At 64.2% G+C, this 17,703-nt stretch carries 18 protein-coding genes; 8 read left to right on the top strand and 10 right to left on the bottom strand.

The genetic code is table 11. From position 1 onward, the window contains the following. A partial coding sequence (locus G3O00_RS17965) for a TetR family transcriptional regulator (protein WP_206143807.1) occupies nt 1–231 on the bottom strand: 231 nt, incomplete at its 3' end. A 168-nt stretch (nt 232–399) separates the two neighbouring features. On the opposite strand from G3O00_RS17965, the gene G3O00_RS17960 reads away from it, so the two are divergent. Together G3O00_RS17960 and fahA are read left to right on the top strand one after the other, a co-directional pair. Beyond that, on the top strand, nt 400–1,227 hold the full coding sequence (locus tag G3O00_RS17960; RefSeq protein ID WP_011350147.1) for a cyclase family protein: 828 nt from the start codon (nt 400–402) through the stop codon (nt 1,225–1,227). Between the two features lie 13 nt (nt 1,228–1,240). After that, nucleotides 1,241–2,563 (top strand): fumarylacetoacetase, encoded by a 1,323-nt coding sequence (gene fahA / locus G3O00_RS17955; protein ID WP_206143806.1) that lies wholly within the window; start codon nt 1,241–1,243, stop codon nt 2,561–2,563. A 204-nt stretch (nt 2,564–2,767) separates the two neighbouring features. Here the strand turns inward: fahA and G3O00_RS17950 are convergent, their stop codons facing one another. Continuing rightward, nucleotides 2,768–3,850: a porin gene (locus G3O00_RS17950; protein ID WP_206143809.1), complete on the bottom strand. Its 1,083-nt coding sequence runs from the start codon at nt 3,848–3,850 to the stop codon at nt 2,768–2,770. A 377-nt stretch (nt 3,851–4,227) separates the two neighbouring features. Continuing rightward, the gene (locus G3O00_RS17945; protein WP_346778985.1) at nt 4,228–4,941 is read right to left on the bottom strand and encodes a hypothetical protein; all 714 of its coding nucleotides are present in this window, start codon (nt 4,939–4,941) and stop codon (nt 4,228–4,230) included. Nucleotides 4,942–5,118: 177 nt separating this feature from the next. Between G3O00_RS17945 and G3O00_RS17940 the strand changes: the two genes are divergently transcribed. After that, nucleotides 5,119–5,721 carry a TetR/AcrR family transcriptional regulator gene (locus G3O00_RS17940; RefSeq protein ID WP_206143804.1) on the top strand — a complete coding sequence of 201 codons (603 nt, stop codon included), beginning with the start codon at nt 5,119–5,121 and terminating at the stop codon, nt 5,719–5,721. Between the two features lie 138 nt (nt 5,722–5,859). On the opposite strand, the gene G3O00_RS17935 is transcribed toward G3O00_RS17940, so the two are convergent. Next, nucleotides 5,860–7,377 (bottom strand): MFS transporter, encoded by a 1,518-nt coding sequence (locus G3O00_RS17935; RefSeq protein ID WP_346778984.1) that lies wholly within the window; start codon nt 7,375–7,377, stop codon nt 5,860–5,862. 2 nt (nt 7,378–7,379) lie between these two features. Between G3O00_RS17935 and G3O00_RS17930 the strand changes: the two genes are divergently transcribed. Then, nucleotides 7,380–8,255 carry a LysR family transcriptional regulator gene (locus G3O00_RS17930; RefSeq protein WP_206143803.1) on the top strand — a complete coding sequence of 292 codons (876 nt, stop codon included), beginning with the start codon at nt 7,380–7,382 and terminating at the stop codon, nt 8,253–8,255. Between the two features lie 31 nt (nt 8,256–8,286). Here G3O00_RS17930 and G3O00_RS17925 read toward each other — a convergent pair whose 3' ends face one another. After that, on the bottom strand, nt 8,287–9,135 hold the full coding sequence (locus G3O00_RS17925) for a putative type VI secretion system effector (RefSeq protein ID WP_206143802.1): 849 nt from the start codon (nt 9,133–9,135) through the stop codon (nt 8,287–8,289). Nucleotides 9,136–9,278: 143 nt separating this feature from the next. Continuing rightward, entirely contained in the window at nt 9,279–10,199 is a 921-nt protein-coding gene (locus tag G3O00_RS17920; protein ID WP_206143801.1) for a LysR family transcriptional regulator, read from the bottom strand. Between the two features lie 67 nt (nt 10,200–10,266). Here G3O00_RS17920 and G3O00_RS17915 point away from each other — a divergent pair, with 67 nt between their 5' ends. Further along, a complete protein-coding gene (locus G3O00_RS17915) occupies nt 10,267–10,884 on the top strand; it encodes a LysE family transporter (protein WP_174929119.1) in 618 nt (205 codons plus the stop codon). Between the two features lie 89 nt (nt 10,885–10,973). Here the strand turns inward: G3O00_RS17915 and G3O00_RS17910 are convergent, their stop codons facing one another. Further along, nucleotides 10,974–11,606, bottom strand: a complete 633-nt coding sequence (locus G3O00_RS17910) for an NAD(P)H-dependent oxidoreductase (protein WP_206143800.1) — start codon at nt 11,604–11,606, stop codon at nt 10,974–10,976. Nucleotides 11,607–11,738: 132 nt separating this feature from the next. Between G3O00_RS17910 and G3O00_RS17905 the strand changes: the two genes are divergently transcribed. Then, nucleotides 11,739–12,617: a LysR substrate-binding domain-containing protein gene (locus G3O00_RS17905; RefSeq protein WP_206143799.1), complete on the top strand. Its 879-nt coding sequence runs from the start codon at nt 11,739–11,741 to the stop codon at nt 12,615–12,617. A gap of 116 nt (nt 12,618–12,733) precedes the next feature. Here the strand turns inward: G3O00_RS17905 and G3O00_RS17900 are convergent, their stop codons facing one another. After that, nucleotides 12,734–14,209 carry a coniferyl aldehyde dehydrogenase gene (locus G3O00_RS17900; protein ID WP_206143798.1) on the bottom strand — a complete coding sequence of 492 codons (1,476 nt, stop codon included), beginning with the start codon at nt 14,207–14,209 and terminating at the stop codon, nt 12,734–12,736. A 99-nt stretch (nt 14,210–14,308) separates the two neighbouring features. On the opposite strand from G3O00_RS17900, the gene G3O00_RS17895 reads away from it, so the two are divergent. Continuing rightward, nucleotides 14,309–14,962 carry a TetR/AcrR family transcriptional regulator gene (locus G3O00_RS17895; RefSeq protein WP_206143797.1) on the top strand — a complete coding sequence of 218 codons (654 nt, stop codon included), beginning with the start codon at nt 14,309–14,311 and terminating at the stop codon, nt 14,960–14,962. Between the two features lie 132 nt (nt 14,963–15,094). Continuing rightward, complete coding sequence (locus tag G3O00_RS17890; RefSeq protein WP_206143796.1) at nt 15,095–15,778, top strand: type 1 glutamine amidotransferase domain-containing protein; 684 nt, start codon at nt 15,095–15,097, stop codon at nt 15,776–15,778. 21 nt (nt 15,779–15,799) lie between these two features. Here G3O00_RS17890 and G3O00_RS17885 read toward each other — a convergent pair whose 3' ends face one another. Beyond that, entirely contained in the window at nt 15,800–16,288 is a 489-nt protein-coding gene (locus G3O00_RS17885; protein WP_206143808.1) for a MerR family transcriptional regulator, read from the bottom strand. 139 nt (nt 16,289–16,427) lie between these two features. Next, on the bottom strand, nt 16,428–17,672 hold the full coding sequence (locus G3O00_RS17880; RefSeq protein WP_206143795.1) for a saccharopine dehydrogenase NADP-binding domain-containing protein: 1,245 nt from the start codon (nt 17,670–17,672) through the stop codon (nt 16,428–16,430). Nucleotides 17,673–17,703: the final 31 nt, after the last annotated feature.

The following is a 17,703-nucleotide window of genomic DNA, read 5'->3' as shown; positions in this document are numbered from 1 at the left end:
CAGCGCGCGGTACAGCCCCATCTTGGTCTCGAAGTGATACACGATCAACGGCAAGCCGACCTCTGCCGCCGCCGCAATATCCCGCATCGAAACGCCATCGAAACCGCCTTCGGCAAACAATCGCTCTGCCACGTCGAGCACCCGCTCACGCTTGCTCGTTTCGACCGCTCGTTGCGCGCCCTTCCCGCTCCGTACACCGGCCGCCTTCCCCGTGACTTCCTTCGCTTGCATGGTTTCTCCGCTGTCCTGTGGCTCGATTGCCGCGAATGCACAATCCGTTCATTGTGCGGCGCCAGTTTACACCAACACGATACTGACTGTACGATCGTACAGTCAGCATAACGTGAACGCTGCCATGCAGCGTCGGTGGTAAGTCCCCCAAACCAGGAGCAACCGCACATGACACGACGCTTCGTCGATCTTTCGATCTATCTGGAAAACGACGTCATTTCCGATCCACCGGGTTACGGCCCCAAGATTCAGTATCTGACGCACCGGAATACGGCCAAAGCCGTGACGGCCTTCTTTCCCGGCCTGCAGGAAACCGACCTGCCCGACAACGAAGGCTGGGCCATCGAACACATCCAGTTGAGCACGCACAACGGGACTCATCTGGATGCGCCCTATCACTTCCACAGCACGATGAACGATTCGACGGGCGAGCGCGAGCGTTCGACAACCATCGACGAAGTCCCGCTCGATTGGTGCTTCCAGCCTGGCGTGAAGCTTGATTTCACCGGCTTCGACGATGGCTACGTCGTGACTGCTGCCGACGTCGAAGCCGAGCTTGCGCGCATCGGCCACGCACTCAAGCCGCTTGAAATCGTCGTCGTCAACACGCGTGCGGGCAAGCGCTACGGACAACCCGACTATGTGTCCTCGGGTTGCGGCATGGGCTTCGACGCGACCATGTACCTGCTCGAACGAGGTGTACGCCTGACTGGCACCGACGCGTGGAGCTGGGACGCGCCGTTCACCCATACCGCGAAGAAGTATGCCGAAACGCGTGATGCATCGCTGATCTGGGAAGGGCACAAGGCCGGCCGCAAGATCGGTTATTGCCACCTGGAGAAACTCCACAATCTCGAGGTGCTGCCACCTCACGGCTTCTTCATCTCGTGCTTCCCGCACAAAATCCGGGGCGCCTCCGCTGGCTGGACTCGCGCGGTCGCGATTTTCGACGACGCCCTCAATGCAACAGCTTGCGACCTGCATCGAACCGCATAGGCGAGGAGCCTCGATGGAACTGAATCACACACACGACGTCACGCAACGCAGCTGGCTGGAAACGGCCAACGTGGCGGGGACCGACTTTCCGTTGCAGAATTTGCCACTCGGCGTGTTCCGCCGCCGCGGTGGCGGTGAAACCTGGCGCGGCGGGATCGCGATCGGCGACCAGATCGTCGACCTCGCTGCGTTACAGCAGGCGGGCTGCATGGACGGCCTGGCACTCGACGCCGTGCGAGCGGCCACGGCAACCACACTGAATGCGCTGCTCGAGATGGGGCCGACGGCCTGGCAGGCATTGCGCCACGCACTCTTCGAACTGCTGCGGGCCGGCAGTCCGCATGAGCTGGACGTACGGAAGACGCTGGTATCACAAGCGGAAGCCGAGTACGCCGTACCCGTGCGTATCGGCGACTACACCGACTTCTACACGTCTCTCGATCATGCGGTGAACTGCAGCCGTCCGCTCGGCATGGCGATCAGCCCGAATTTCGACTGGTTACCCATCGCCTATCATGGCCGCGTGTCGTCGATTGGCGTCAGCGGTCAGCAGGTCTACCGGCCAATGGGACAATTCCGCCCGGATCCGTCCGCCCCTCCCGTTCACGACGCCTGTCGCCGGCTCGACTACGAGCTGGAACTGGGCGCGGTGATCGGGGTCGGCAATCCGCGCGGCAATTCCGTCCCGCTGCGTGACGCTCAACGGCATATTTTCGGGCTCTGCCTGCTGAACGATTGGTCCGCGCGCGACATCCAGTCGTGGGAAATGCAGCCGCTCGGGCCATTCCTCGCGAAGAATTTCGCGACGACGATATCGCCCTGGCTGGTCACCCTCGAAGCATTGCTGCCGTATCGCACCACGTGGTCACGCGCCGCCGAACGCCCGCAGCCGCTCGACTACCTGTCCTCGGACGACAACCGCGCGGCCGGTGCGTTCGACATCCAGCTCGAGGCGTCGATCCTCAGCGCGCGTCAGCTCGCGCAAGGACGCCAGCCGCGTACGTTGACACACACCAGTTTCCGGCATCAATACTGGACGTTGGGGCAGATGATCGCGCACCACACGATGGGGGGCTGCAACCTCCAGCCGGGTGACCTGCTGGGAAGCGGCACCATCTCGGGCCCGTCATCGGGCGAAGCCGGTGCGTTGATCGAACTCACGGTCGGTGGCACGCAACCCGTCGATATCGGCAATGGGGAAAGCCGCTCGTTCCTCGACGACGGCGATACCGTCATTTTCCGGGGCTGGTGCGAACGCGATGGCTTTGCACGAATCGGTTTCGGCACCAACCATGGAACCGTATTGCCGGTGCCGTCCGCGGAAAGCGCGCATTGACCGCAAGTCATTTCGCAATCGACCACTGAGACCATGCGAGGACCATGTGTGTGGTCCTCGCGCTTTGAAGCGCCCCGTCAATCGACTTGCGGCGTCCGCAACACCGTGCCTGAACGCGGCACCCCGATGCCAGGACGCATTCGTAAAATCGCCGCCAGCGCTATTGGCTGGCGGCGATTTCCCGGCAGGTGTTTTTCGGGTGCGCTAGAAGCGGTGACGTACACCGACGACGACGCCCACACTGCTTCCGGTTGGCTCATACAGCGCGCCATTCACCGTGAATCCGGTGTGCATCAACCCGTGGTTGTTCACGCATGCGGCGGCGCCATACAAGGTCGTTCGTTTCGACAGAAAGTAGTCCAGCCCGGCAGACGCCAGTAACGAATGGTTCGCCGAGTCGTTGCTGTCCCGCATGTACCAAACACCCAGGTCGGTGGACAGTGCCGGCGTGATCAGATATTCGCCACCCGCGGCGTACACTTTCTCGTTGAACGAGCCGGCGATCTTGTAGCTTGTGTACGATCCCTTCAGTGTTGCGCCTCCCCACGTATAGCTCGCGCCGATTGTTCGCCCGCTGAATTCGATCGTCGACGGGAATGGCGTGGAAACGCTGGCTGACCCACCGGGATTGCCACTGAAGAGGGCCGCGTTCACGACCAGGTCTTTCCATTCGTATCTCACGCGAGCCGCATATTGGCGCCCCGCCTGGAATCCGTTGGGATCGCCACCCAGCGCAAGCAAGGCACTCGCCTGTATGCCGGCGATCGTCGGGCTCGTATAGGACACGGCATTCGCGACGAAAATACCGGTGGCGAAAAAATTGCCCATGTAAATTCCGGCCTGACTCCCGAAGAACGACGCATGCCGTGCGTCCGTGTCGACGATCGCAAGCCCGAACGGCGAGTACTGCAGGCCGGCCTTGACGGTACCGTAGCGCCCGGACAGACCCACGAAGGCTTGCCGTCCGAACAAATTCCCGTTCGAGTTGCCCAGCGCCCCATTGTTCGTCGTAAAGCCGCTTTCCAGTGTAAAGATCGCCTTCGTACCGGCGCCCAACTCCTCGACGCCGGTGATACCGAAGAGCGACCCCGACATCGCGCCGTCCGTCGCCGATACCTGATGCGGGCCACTGGCACCCGTTCCAGCGTCGAAGCTACGGCTCGTGTACATCACACCGGAATCCACGACACCGTACAGCGTGACGTGACTTTGCGCATGCGCTATTGACGGCAGACCCAATGCGGCGATCGAGACAGGGATCAGCAGCATCGGACGGATTTTTTGCATCTTGCTCACGTTTTTATGTCTCCTCCAGTCATGCAGGACTACAAAATAATTAACGAAGATCGGACCGCATGCGGCGCTTGTCGTATGGCGATCAAATGAAGTCGGACCGATAACTGCTTCGGCTTCCGTCCTCAGTGCTGCCACGCATGCCCGCCGGACCGTGGGCTTTGCCTGAACTGCGCCGGGTCCGGAATCGACGGCGCTCGCAATGCCGCCAAAGGATCGCGGCGCACATTGCGCGCACGCATCGGCCGCAATCGGTTCACGGCATCGATGACGTGGCGACGCGTCAGCGTGCTTCCGTTACTGCTCGATGCCCCGCACCAGCAGCCCGGCGCCGCACTTGCCCGCTCGAAATGCGCGAACCGATGTGGTGGTTATGTATTCACGGAAAGCGCGAGCGGCATCAAGTCATTGGCTTGCGTCCGCGAGAGGACGTAAAGCTCGAACCAGTTGCACCACTCGACCATCAGGTGGTCCGAGTGCCCGTGAACGAGTGCTTCCGGCGCGGTCGACGGCCAGAAGATCTCCAGCCGCGCATCGAACCCCGGAAGCGTGTCCCTGAATTGGTGCAGCAAGTAACCCACGGTCACACCATCGGGTGTCTCGACGCGCCCCATCATGCGATGCGGCATATCAGGCGCCAGTTCGATCGGGATACCGCTCCAGTCGTCCAGATGGCGAAACCTCAGGAGGGCCGGCGACTTTGTATGGCCCGGTACTTCCAGAATGCCGACACGCCCGTCCGGGAGTGGCAGCGCACCGAGATGCTCAGGGTGGGCACGGAGCATGGCCGGGCTGTTCGACCCGCCATACCCCTCCCAGAACCAGCTCACGAACTCGGCACTGGTCCCCACCGCGACGTGCGCTTCGGCAACGGACGAACTGAAGCGACCATTCGCACGCAGCGACCAATCCTGCTCGTTCGATTCGTGCTCCGCGATCTCCTTCGCGAACAGGCTGACCATGCCGTCCGCCCCCAGTTTCTCCATGAGCAAGGCCATCATGTAGCGCGCCCTTTTGACCTCCATTCTGAGGATGTCCTCGCAGGCCACCTCTGCACCCGACTTGAAAAACGACACTGCTTTCACTTGAACCTCCATCGCGTTGGTGAACGAGTTGCCATGTTTCCCGACTCGCGACACTAACGCAAGTAAACTTGCGTTAGTGTTTACCGCATGCCTGTCGGCCATCGCTCAGGGTCGTGCGCGCGGCCGGACTGCCGTGGCGACGCGGGCAGTCGATGCGACGATGTGTAAAATCCGCTCATGCCAAAGTCAGCCGAACAAGAATCGCCGTCGCCCCGTCGCCGCCTGGGCGGCCGCAGCGCACGCGTCCGTGAAGCCGTGATCTCAGCCACGATTGCCCAATTGCGGGCGGCGGGTTTCGAGGGGCTCAACATCGGCGCCATCGCTGCGCTCGCGGGCGTGCATGAGAGTTCGATCTATCGCCGCTGGAAGAGCAAGGAAGGGCTGATGATGGAGGCCGCCTTCGAGCTGTTTGCCGCGCACATCGCGATACCGGATCGGGGCTCGCTTCACGCGGATCTCGTCGCGCTGCTGTCGGCAACCGCGCGTTACTTGCGAACGGGCGTGGGCCGGTCTGCCATTCAGTTCGTGCTGGCCACGTACAACGATGCGGCCGTAGCGGACGAACTGCGCAGGTTGTGGACGAACCGTTTTTCGGCGGTTCAGCCGATTTTCGACCGCGCCGTAAAAATGGGCGAGTGGCCGCAAGGGGCGGATCCGATGCCGCTGCTTCATTGCCTGATCGGCGCCATTTATCTACGCACGCTGATCCTGCACGAGCGCGTCACGATCGATCAGATTCGAGAACTGACGGGCTGGATGCTTCACGTGCGGGACGCCTGAGCGTCGGGAATCGCAAAGGTCAGGCGAGCGGGGATCGGCTGCCGAAGGTTCACCCAACGCCCCCGGCACGCCGAAGCCAACCGCAGCGGATCTCAACCGCCCAAAACCCGCCCCCGGCTCCGAACCCCGTCACGCCCTTCAACGCTCCGCGTCGGAAAAGCGCGTGGCCGTACTCGCCGCTCGCCCCTGAAAAATCGTCCCGGTTGCCTGGCCCAAATTCCGCCACGCCATCACCGCACCCACCACCAGCAGCAGAACCGAAACGATCAACGCCCGCTCCATCCCGTCAATAAACGCCCCGCCCCCTGCGTCGCGAACGAAGAAGCCAAACAACGCGACGCCCATCACGCCGCCCACCTGTCGCGCCGTATTCAGCAACCCCGACGCCACACCTGACTGCGCACCGCTCACCGCCGCGAGCGCGGCATTCGTGATGGTCGGTATCGTCAACGCGATGCCGCTGCCGGCGAGCAGCATCGGGATCGCGAGCAACCCGTTGGATTGCGCAGCGATTGCCGGCCACATCGCCAGATAGCCGACCGCGGAAATCGACAACCCGGCCGTCGCGAGCGTGCGTGCCCCCAGCCTGCCGGTCAGTCGCCCGGCAACGATGCTCACGACCATCAGGACGCCCATCATCGGCAGAAATGCGACACCCGTGCGCACGGGCGTCATGTGCCAGATCGACTGAAACAGCAGGCTCAACGTGAATACGATGCCGTAGAAAACCAGATTCGCGATCGCGCCGATCACGATCGAACTGCGGACGATCGAGTCCTGCCACAACGCGGCCGGCAGCATCGCGTCCGGATTGCGCGCTTCCAGCCGGACGAACGCGATGCCCAACGCAACGCACGACGCGAACGCACTCACGATGACCGGACTGCGCCACCCCAGCGCACTGATCTCGGTCGACGCGAACGTGAGCGCCGCCAGCGCAAACGCACCGGTCAGTTGCGCAGGAAGATCGAGGCTCCTGCCGCCCTGCGCTCTCGTATCGGGCGCAAACCGCCACGTCATCCAGATACCGGCGATGCCGACCGGCACGTTGACCAGGAAAATGCTGCGCCAGCCGACTGCAGCGATGAGCAACCCGCCAGCCAGCGGCCCCGCAGCCAATGCGATACCGCCGCCGGCCCCCCACCAGCCGATCGCGCGGCTACGCGCTGCCGTGTCGTCGAATGCGAGACGCAGCACGGCCAGCGAGTTCGGCACCAGCAGCGAGGCGCCGATCCCCTGAGCGAGACGCCAGGCAATCAACGCGCCCATCGAATGGGCCATGCCGCAGCCGATCGACGACAGCGTGAAGATCGCGTAACCGGCAATGAACACGCGCTTTGCGCCCAGCCGGTCGCCGAGGGCCCCGCCATCAGCAGGGTCGCCGCGAACACGAGCGCATACGCGTTGACGACCCATTGCAGGTCGGTGAGCGCTGCGCCGAACGCCGTTCGCAATGCATCGAGCGCAACGTTGACGACGCTGACGTCGATCAGGACGACCGCATAACCGAGGCACGCCGCCGTTTGAACCAGCCGCGGGTGATGTGTGGATGAAGTCTGCATCGGCAATCCTTCGGATTCGGAGGATTGAAGCGTAGAGGATCGCCTTCTGTGCGAATATTCCGCAAAACGACACAGCAACCTGGAGAAAATGCACCGATGTTCGACTGGGAAAACCTGCGTTACTTCGTTGCCGTCGCACAAGCGGGGAGTCTTTCCGCGGCCGCCAGGCGGTTGAATGTCGACCATGCGACCGTCAGCCGTCGCCTGGCCGCACTCGAATCCGAATTGAAAATGCGCGTGATCGACAGACTGCCGCGCGCATGCCGGCCCACCGCCGCCGGCCGGCAAATTCTCGAGTTCGCCGGGAAAATGGAAGAGCACGCGTTTGCGATCGAGCGCCTCGCGCTCACGGAACACCTGCCGATGCACGGTACCGTGACGATCAGCGTGCCGCCCGTGCTCGCCAACAATTTCTTCGCGAATCATCTGTACGCATTCGCGCAATTGCATCCGGGCATTCGGCTGTCGATGGCCAGTCAGGCGCAAAGCGTATCGCTCGCCCGTCGTGAAGCGGATATCGCCGTGCGCCTGTTCCGCCCCGAGGAGCCGCAAAACGTGACGCGCAAGCTGGGCGAGATGGCGTTCGGGCTCTACGCGAGTCGCGACTATGCGCACGCGTCGACGCCCGACGATTGGGCCTTCATCTGCTACGACGCGCAATTCGCGGAAATGCCGCATCAGAAGTGGCTCGAGTCGATCGCGCGAGGTCGCCGCATCGCGTGCGAAGTCAGCGATATTACGACGCAGCAGGTAGCGGCCCGTACGGGAATCGGCGTGGCCGGCCTGCCCGTGTTCATGGGCGACGGCGATCCCGGGTTGCAGCGCTTGCCGTTCGACGGCGAACCGTACGCCCGCGACATCTGGCTGGTCGTGCATGCCGATCTCAGGCATTCGCCGTCGATTCGCGCGGCCATCGACTTTATCGCGGACGTGACGGGCAGGACCTTCGTGCCGGATTCCGGGCGGTCGTGACGGCCATCACGGCGCCCTGCGATTCACGATATCAGGTTTGCTGCGCGAGTTCGTACCTGAAGTAGCACAGGTTGAAATACCAGTAAGGATCGGAGAGAGGAAGGTCCTCGCTCGGCCGCGCCCGATTCGGCCATCGAGAAACCTTTCGCAAATTGAAATTCGTCGGATCGGGCCAGCCGAACGTGTGGAAGATGCGCTCGGCGAGTTCATCTTCAATGCTGTTGCGGAACTTCCATTTCCCCAGGAAGTGAAAGAACATCATGACCAAGGCACCTGCGAAGAGTGCCCCTCCCAGCATGATCGCAAAGTCTCCGATACTGCCATCCCCACGGATGAAATCGATCCCCAGGAAGACGGCCATGATCAACTCCACGAACACGAAGAACCCCAGCGTTCCTTTTCGTTCGAAGCGGCCACGCGCCTTCGTACCCATGACCGCATTCGGGTAGATCGCGACCACGGCGTCCGAATCGCGCTGGACGGCGTAGGCGAAATAGCGGTTCTCGCCGATTTTTTCCGCCACGACCCTGACCTCGTCTCCACGGTGCATCGGCATCATCCACAGCACGCCGCGGAAATGATTGCCGTCCATCTCGAACTCCACCCAGTCCGCTTCGTCCTTCCAGCTCGAAGCGTCGGTCGCATCGACCATGACCTGCGCCTGGGTTCCCATGCCCATCAACGTAGCAGCAATCGCGGTCGCACCCACGACGCCCGGGGGCGGCGGGGGAATACGCGACGGGGCTGCCGCACGCTTCTTCGACACACTGGCCAACGTGCCGTGCAACAGGACCAGATTGTCCTTCCACCCCGGCAATTGAGCTTCCAGCTTCCCGGCTTCACGCTGGGCCGCGATCAACGCCTGCAACTCGTCTTCCATCCGTCGCTCCGTGAAGTGAGGATCCGTCCACCCGTCCGTCGTGGCATTGGGTCGGCACACGCGCTTTGAAATTGTGCCATTGCGCGGTCAGCGCCCACGCCGTTTTATCTCAAGCCTGAATGTCCGTTCCACGGCCCCCTCCGTCAAACCACCGCCCTCAACCACCCCAGCACATCCGCTTGCGCGCTCCCGGCCACGACCGGTTCCGGCGTCAACAACGAGTAATGCGAGCCATCCTCGACGAACCCCATCGGCGCGACCAGCACACCGCTTTCAATATCATCGCGAACGAGATGCCACGGGCCGATGGCGACACCGAGCCCCGCGACCGCTGCCTGCAGACTGAAATAGAAATGGTCGAACCTCTGCCCGCGCCCGCCTGCGGCCGGCTGATTCGCCGCCGCCCATTCCTTCCACGCGTCCGGCCGTGTCCGCGTATGCAATTGCGGCACGTCCGCCTTCAACGAACGATCACCACGGCGTGCGGAAAACCACGCATCGACCTTATCCGGCCGGCAGACCGGCCCCACCTTCTCGGCGAACAGCCGCTCCGCGTGATAGCCCGCCGGCCACGCAAAGTCATTGCGCCGAATCGCCATGTCGATGCCGCTGTCGAATGAAAACGGGCCGCCCGCCGCAGCCAGGTGAATATCGACGCCCGTATGCCGAGCCTGAAAATCCGGCCAGCGTGGAATCAGCCAGCGCATCAGAAGCGTCGGTTCGCACGACAGAACCCAGCGCCGCGCCCGGGCAGCCTCGGTACGCAATTCCTGCGCGGCGTGACGCATCAGCCCCAGCCCGTCATGGACGGCCTGCGCCAGCTTGCGGCCGGCGTCGGTCAGGAATACACGGCGGCTGCGCCGCTCGAACAGCGCCACGCCCAGGTCATCCTCGAGCAGTCGCACCGCGCGGCTGACCGCGCCGTGGGTCAGGCACAGCTCGTCGGCAGCGCGGCTGAAATTCTCGTGACGCGCCGCCGCCTCGAAGCACCGCAGGGCCATCAGCGAAGGCAGGTTCGTGCGAACGGATTGTGAGTCAATCTCACCATCCTGGTCAGAAATCATCGCTTTTCCCGATGGAACATGACCCATAAGATTGCGCCATCAAGCCATCAATCGCAAGGACAACACGATGACCGAACTGATAGTTGTAGTCACCATCACACTGCTGGCCGTGATCAGCCCGGGGCCGGACTTCGCGATGGTCACGCGCAACAGCCTGATGCTGTCGCGCCGCTCGGGCGTGCTCACCGCGCTGGGTATCGGGCTGGGCGTGACGGTTCACGTGAGCTACACGCTGCTGGGCGTCGGCCTGCTGATCCGCCAGTCGCTGTGGCTCTTCAATGCCGTCAAGCTGGTCGGCGCGATCTACCTGATCTACCTCGGTGTGAAGATGCTCATGACGAAGGCCGGCAACGGGCAGCCCGACGCACCGGCCGCACCGCTGTCCGACCTGGCCGCACTGCGCACCGGCTTCCTGACCAATGCGCTGAACCCCAAGACCACGGTGTTCATCGTCAGCCTGTTCATGCAGGCCGTGCGGCCCGACACGCCGTTGATCGTGCAGCTCGGCTACGGCGCGTTCATCGCGGTCGCGCATGCCGGCTGGTTCAGCCTGGTGGCCCTGTGCTTCTCCGCCACGGCCGTGCGTGATCGCCTGCTGGCGCTGCGGCACTGGATCGACCGCACGTTCGGCTGCCTGCTCGTGGGCTTCGGCGTCGCGCTTGCCATCGCGCGCGGCGGGCGCTGAATCCGGCCACCGCGCCGCGCGCCGATGCAACCGGCGGGCGCGCTACGCCGGCACGCCGAATGCACCGCCTGTTGCGCCGTTCGGCAGCGTCAGAACGTGCGCGCAATCATGCGGGCTTCATCGATCGCGCGACTGCGATCGACCGTTCCGTCGGGGCCGAGCAAGGTACGCTCTACAACGATGCCGGTGACCTCCTGCACGCCCACGAACGTGAGCCAGGTCTCCATGTACGGGCGCTGAAGATCGAATTCGGCCGCCGGCGTAAATGAGCCCGGCGACTGATAACCGAGCCCGCGCGCGTAAACCACCGCTGCCTTTTTCCCGGCCAGCTTGCCGGCGAAACCTGCGCCGTCGAACGTGAACAGCACGTCCTTCTGCGAGATCGCGTCGATCAGGTGCTTGAGTTTGTACGGAATGCTGAAATTCCACAGCGGCACGCCGAACAGGAACTTGTCCGCTTCGTGGAACGGCGCCGCGAGTTGCTCGATCCGTTGCCATGCCGTCGCCTGAGACGGCGTCAACGCCTTGCCGCTCAATCCCGCATATTTCGCGGCCAGCGCGGCTTCGTCGAATTCCGGTATCGCCAGGTTCCAGATGTCGAGCTTCTGTATCTCGTGATCGGGATGAGCGTGCCGGTACGCATCGAGGAAGGCATTGCACACTTCGATGGATGCCGAATAGTCCTTGTTGGGTGAGCCTTCGATATAGAGCACGCGGGTCATGAAAACGGTCCTTGCCGAAAGTGACGGCGACGCGCGGGATGCGCGATCGCCCACTGCACTTCGCAGCCTATCGGCTCGACCTATAATCCGGAAACGATATGAATTGATTGAATTAACCCGAATTGGTGATCAATGAACCCGCCCCTCGATACGTCACTGCTGCATACGTTTGTCGCCATTGCCGACGTGCGGAGCTTTACCGGCGCAGGTCGCAGGCTGAATCTCAGCCAATCCGCGGTCAGCGCCCAGATCGTTCGTCTCGAGGAACAGGTCGGCCGGGCGCTGCTCGTGCGCAATACGCGCAGCGTATCGCTCACCGAGCATGGCCAGATGCTGCTCGGCTACGCGCGCGCGATGCTCAATCTGAGCGAGGAAGCGAGGACACGGCTGGGCACCGGCAACGCAGTCGATGTCACGCTGCGTATCGGCGCATCGGAGGATTTTGCGGGAGGCTGGCTTCCCGACGTGATGCGCCGCCATGGCGTCACGCGGCGCGGCTTGCGGCTGAACCTGACGGTCGACGTCGGCGACAGCCTGTTTCGACGGCACACCAACGGCGAATTCGATCTCGTGATCGGTAGCCGGTGCGCGCACACGGGCCAAGGCGCGACGTTGTGGCGAGAGCCGCTCGTCTGGGCGTTTGCGCGCCATGAGCCGCTGCCGGAAGGCGATGTGCCGCTCGCGTGCTTCCCCGATCCGTGCCCGTACCGGGGCGCTGCCATCAAGGCGCTCGCACTCGCCGGCATGCCCTATCGCATTGCCTGCGAAAGCCCGAGCGTCACGGGCATCCGGACGATTGCACGCGCCGGCATCGCAATCGCGCCGCTGCCGCGCAGCGCGATCGACGACACGCTCCGGGAACTGGGCATGTCCGAAGGCTTGCCGGCGCTGCCGGAAATGGAATTCGTGATGATGCACGACGCGGGAATGCCGGCCGCCGTCGAGTTCGCCGCGACGATTGTCGATGAAACCGCCATGCGCAACGGGGCCGGCACGCACAGCAGGCCGTAACGGGCATCCTTCACGGTTGAGGGTCGATCCAGGCGCTCAACGACACATTCCCCTTCGACCACGCCGGCGCGCTGCCGGCAAAACAGCCGCGCGCCGGTCGCGATGCGTCGCCGGCCTCAGCGCTTCGCGCTCAATCCCGCGCGCACGCCTTCCTGTTCCCGGCTGCGCCCAAGCAGCGCCGCCAGCGACAGATCCGCGAGCTTGCCGAACGGCGCGCGCAGCAGGCTCGGCAGGTTCCAGCGCCCCAGCACGAACACGCCCTTCGCATGGCTCATCGCGCGGAATCCCTCGATGCCGTGATACGCGCCCATCCCGCTGGGACCGACGCCGCCGAACGGCAAGTCTTCCTGCGCGACATGGAGGAGCGTGTTGTTGATGCCGACATTGCCCGACGTGGTGCGCCTCAGCAACGACTCGCAGTCGCTGTCCTGCGCGCCGAAGTAATACAGCGCCAGCGGCCGCGGACGCGCATTCACGTAGTCGACGACTTCGTCGATCGTGCGATACGTGCGCACCGGCAGGATCGGCCCGAAGATTTCTTCCTGCATGACGGTCGTATCGTCGCCGGCCCCGACGATCAGCGTGGGCGCGAGCGTCCGCTTGCGGGTGGCCGCCTGCTGCGGGTTCACGCCCGCCTCGATCACGCGCGCGCCTTTGCTGCGCGCTTCGTCGACGAGACCTTTCAGGCGATCGAAATGCCGGTCGCTGACGATCGACGTGTAATCCGGGCTGGTCGGCCCGTCCGGGTAGAAGCGCGCGACGGCCGCATCGTATTGCGCAACGAACGCGTCGAGGTCGTCTTCATGCACGAGCGCATAGTCGGGCGCGACGCAGGTCTGCCCGGCGTTCGACAGCTTGCCGAACACGATGCTGGACATCGTCCGGCCATCGACGTGCCCCCGCGCGACGATCGCCGGGCTCTTGCCGCCGAGTTCGAGCGTCACCGGCACCAGATTGTCGCTGGCCGCCTTCATGACCTTGCGGCCCACCTGCGTGCTGCCGGTGAACAGCAGATGGTCGAACGGCAAGCCGCTGAAGGCAGCGCCGACTTCCGGGCCGCCGAGCACGACCGCGACTTCTTCGCTCGGGAAGGTTTCCGCGAGCATCCGGCGCATCACCTCGCTGGTGCGCGGTGTCAGTTCCGACGGTTTGAGCATCGCGCGGTTGCCCGCGGCCAGCGCAGTGGCCAGCGGAATGAACGTAAGCGCAAACGGGTAATTCCACGGTGCCATCACACCGATCACACCCAGCGGCTGGTATTCGATGTGCGCCTGCCCGGCCCGATAAAGGAGCCCGACGTGCCGGCGCTGCGGCTTCGTGAAGCGGCGCAGGTTGCGCGTCAGGTAGTCGATCGCCTGGACCACGCCGACCAGTTCCATGATCGCGGTCTCGTGTCGCGAACGATGCCCGAAATCGGCACTGATCGCCTCCTCCACTTCGCGACGATACGCGAGCACCACGGCGCGCAGCCGCGCGAGCCGGGCCTTGCGCTGCTGCACGCTCGGCGGCCCCTCGCTGACAAACGCGTTGCGCTGGCGAGCCAGCAACACCGCCGGGTCGAAGCTCGAGCTGGATTCTGCGGAAACGGCCATGGTGCACCTCACGAGGTTGCGTCGATGTAGACACTGTCAACTTGCATGCGGCGGATCATAGGACCACAATGTGTTCCCTGTCAACATAGGAGCAACGCGATGTCGTCGGATGTGGATGCGGACGCCGGGCAAAAGGCTTATCACCACGGGGATCTGCGTCGCGCGATCATCGAAACGGCGCTCGACACGCTGCAGGAGCAACAGGGCTGGCAGTTCACGCTGCGCGAAATCGCGCGGCGCGCAAACGTCAGCCACTCGGCGCCCTACCGGCATTTCCCGGACAAGGCCGCGTTGCTGCACGAGCTCGCGCTGATCGGCTTCGATCGGCTGCACGAAGACCTCGCCGCGTCCGTCGATCCCGCAGCGGACGCACCGGACGTGCTGCTCGCGCTCGCTTACGCCCATCTCGCGTTCGGCCAGCGCAACCCGGATCTCTATCGACTGATGTTTGCCGCGGATGCCGGGGAGCCGACGGACATCCATCTCGATCCGCGCGTGCAGGCGCCGTTCCTGCTGGTCGTCGACATCCTGGAGCACGGCCAGCGCGCCGGCACGATCCGCCCGCGCCCGGCGCTCGGCCAGGCGACCGCCTGCTGGGCGCATCTGCATGGCCTGACGATGCTGGCGATCGATGGGCGGCTGGTGCACGAGAAGGTCGGCGATCACGCGATCGAGGATGCGCTGACCACCTTGCTGGACGGCCTCGTATTGCCTGCTGCCCCAGCGCGGACAGCGAAAACGAAAAGGCCTTGACCTTCAACTTTGCTTAAAGGTTATGGTTTGCCTCGGCAGCGTATCAAGGTCATGGGTATGGGGACTGCCATCCGACAATCCGGCGGTGCGTCGCAGACGCCCGCCCGTGGCCGATGAAAGGGAAACCGCATCATGAGCAAGCGCATCCTTCACGTGGTCAGCAACGTCGCGCATTACGCCGATCCGTCGCAACCGACCGGCCTGTGGCTGTCCGAGCTGACCCATGCCCATCACATCTTCGCGGCGAAAGGCTATGAGCAGCGGCTCGTGAGCCCCAAGGGCGGCGTGTCGCCGCTGGAGCCGCGCTCGCTCAAATGGCCGCATGCCGACGCCGCCGCGAAAGCGTGGCACGCCGACAAGGCCAACGCGGCGCTACTGGCCAGCACCGCGCGCCCCGACGAGATCGATCCGGCCGATTTCGATGCGATCTACTTCACCGGCGGCCATGCGGTGATGTGGGACTACCCGGACGATGCGGGGCTGCAGCGGCTCACGCGCGAGATCTACGAACACGGCGGCATCGTGTCGTCGGTCTGCCACGGCTACTGCGGGCTGCTGAACACGACGCTGTCGGACGGCTCGTTGCTGGTTGCCGGTCGCCGGATCACCGGCTATTCGTGGGTGGAGGAAATCCTGGCCGGCGTCGCGAAGAAGGTGCCCTACAACGTCGAGCAGCAGATGCAGGAGCGTGGCGCGCGCTACGAGAAGGCGCTGCTGCCGTTCACGTCGAACGTGGTCGTCGACGGCCGGCTCGTGACCGGCCAGAATCCGCAATCGGCGAAGGCGACCGCGGAACAGGTCGTCGCGCTGCTGTAACGTGATGCGCCGGCGCGCCGCCTAAGCGCGGGTCGACCGGCGCACAACCGCTTCGTCATGATCGACGGCAGCGGTCGTCGCCTCACCGCCACCGCCCTCCACCGCATTCCCCGGCGGAATCCGCGACAGCAATCGCTTCGCATGGGTTGCACAATCGACCGACTCCGGCTTCGCGGCGATGTCCGCAATCAGCGCCACAATCTGCGCCTTGCTTTGCGCGAGCCGCGCCTCCAGCGCCTCGATGTCCTGCACCTTGCGGCCCAGTGCATCCAGCAGCGCATCGCAGGGCCACTGCGCGAGGTCGGCCGGCATCATCGTGCGAATCTCGTCGAGACTGAAATCCGCCTTCTGCGCGGCCGTGATCAGATCGAGCTCCGTCACCGCTTCCTGCGGATAAGTGCGATAACCGTTCGCTTCGCGCTCGACGAGCGTCAACAGACCGATGCGTTCGTAAAAGCGGATGCGCGAAGGGGTAAGGCCGGTGCGTTCCGCCAGTTCCCCGATCTTCATGTTCCGATACTCCCCGGCCGGATCGCATCCGGCCATCAGCCCCGATCAGCCCCGTCGTGATTGTCAGCTGTCTCCCGATGTTGATTCGCAATCCGATCTTTATCGGCTTTCCGTCGAATGGCGAGCGGACGGCGCGCGCTCAAATCACCTCGAAACGCAACCCCGCATGGCGAACCAGCCGCTCGATGTAGCGCGTGTCGAACATCGTCGCGGGCGTCCAGAAACCGCCGCCGCGGCCGGTCTTGACGCCGTCGCCAACGCAATCCAGAGCGAGACTGATCGCGGCCTGGCCGAGCATCTTGCCGGTGGAGCCGTAGCCCGGATCGCGGTCGCCGGTGACTTTCACGCGCAAGGTCTTTCCGTCGTCGGTACGGCCGAAGAAGCGCAGATCGTAGCGGCCGGCCAGCTGCGCCGCGGGGCTCGGCCCCTCGCCGGGTTTCGGCAGCAGGAAGCGCTCCATCAGGCTGCGCACCGGCTTGACGAGGACACCCACCATGAACGCGCCAAGGCCGGCCACCATCGTCACCGCGGTCAGGCGGCCCTTGAAGCCTGTGCCGGTCATCACCGCTTCGTCATACGTGAAGCGGCTGCCGTACGCGTTGCCGGCAAGCGCGTTGGAGCGATGCACGACACGCTCGTTCACCGCCGCCATCACGAAGGGCGCGATCCATGCATCGAAGTCGCGATCGAATGCGGCGGACCGCACTGCATGCTGGCGCATCGTGAAGCCATGCCCCTGCGGGCACAGCGAATAAGGATCGAGCAGTTCCCGGCGCAAGGCCGGATCGGCCGCGGCCTCCCGGACAACGTTGATCACGCTCGCCACCGTGCCGCCCGACGCGCCGCCCTTCAGCGTTTTCACCCGCATCTTCACCTGCGTGGCCGGCACGCCCCACTGCTGCCGCGCCTGCTGCTGCAGGAAGAACACGCCCATGTCCGACGGCACCGAATCGAAGCCGCAGCAATGGACGATGCGTGCGCCGGATTGCCGGGCCGCGGGCTCGTACTTGTCGATCATCCGCTTGATCCACTGCGTCTCGCCGGTCAGGTCGCAGTAGTCGGTGCCGGTTTCCGCGCAGATCCTGACCAGCGGCTCCCCGTAAAGCGCGTAGGGGCCGACGGTGGACACGACCACCCGCGTCTGCGCGCAGAGCGCGCGAAGCTGCGCTTCGTCGGCCGCGTCGGCGACGATGATCGGCACCGATTGCCCGGCCGCGCCCAGCGTGTCCCTGACCTGCCTGAGCTTCGCTTCGGAGCGGCCGGCGATGGCCCAGCGCAGCGTCTCGCCTGAGCCCGACAGGTACTCGGACAGGTAGCGGGCAAGGATCTGCCCGACGAAACTGGTGGCACCAAATACGACGAGATCGTGGGTCGGCCGGGTCATGGGCGATTCCTTCGCGCGGGCGTGCCGCGGC

The organism is Burkholderia sp. Ac-20384, assembly GCF_017104605.1.
Classification (GTDB): domain Bacteria; phylum Pseudomonadota; class Gammaproteobacteria; order Burkholderiales; family Burkholderiaceae; genus Burkholderia; species Burkholderia lata.
Note: the sequence above shows the minus strand (reverse complement) of the source record. Positions and strands in the feature narration are given on the sequence as shown.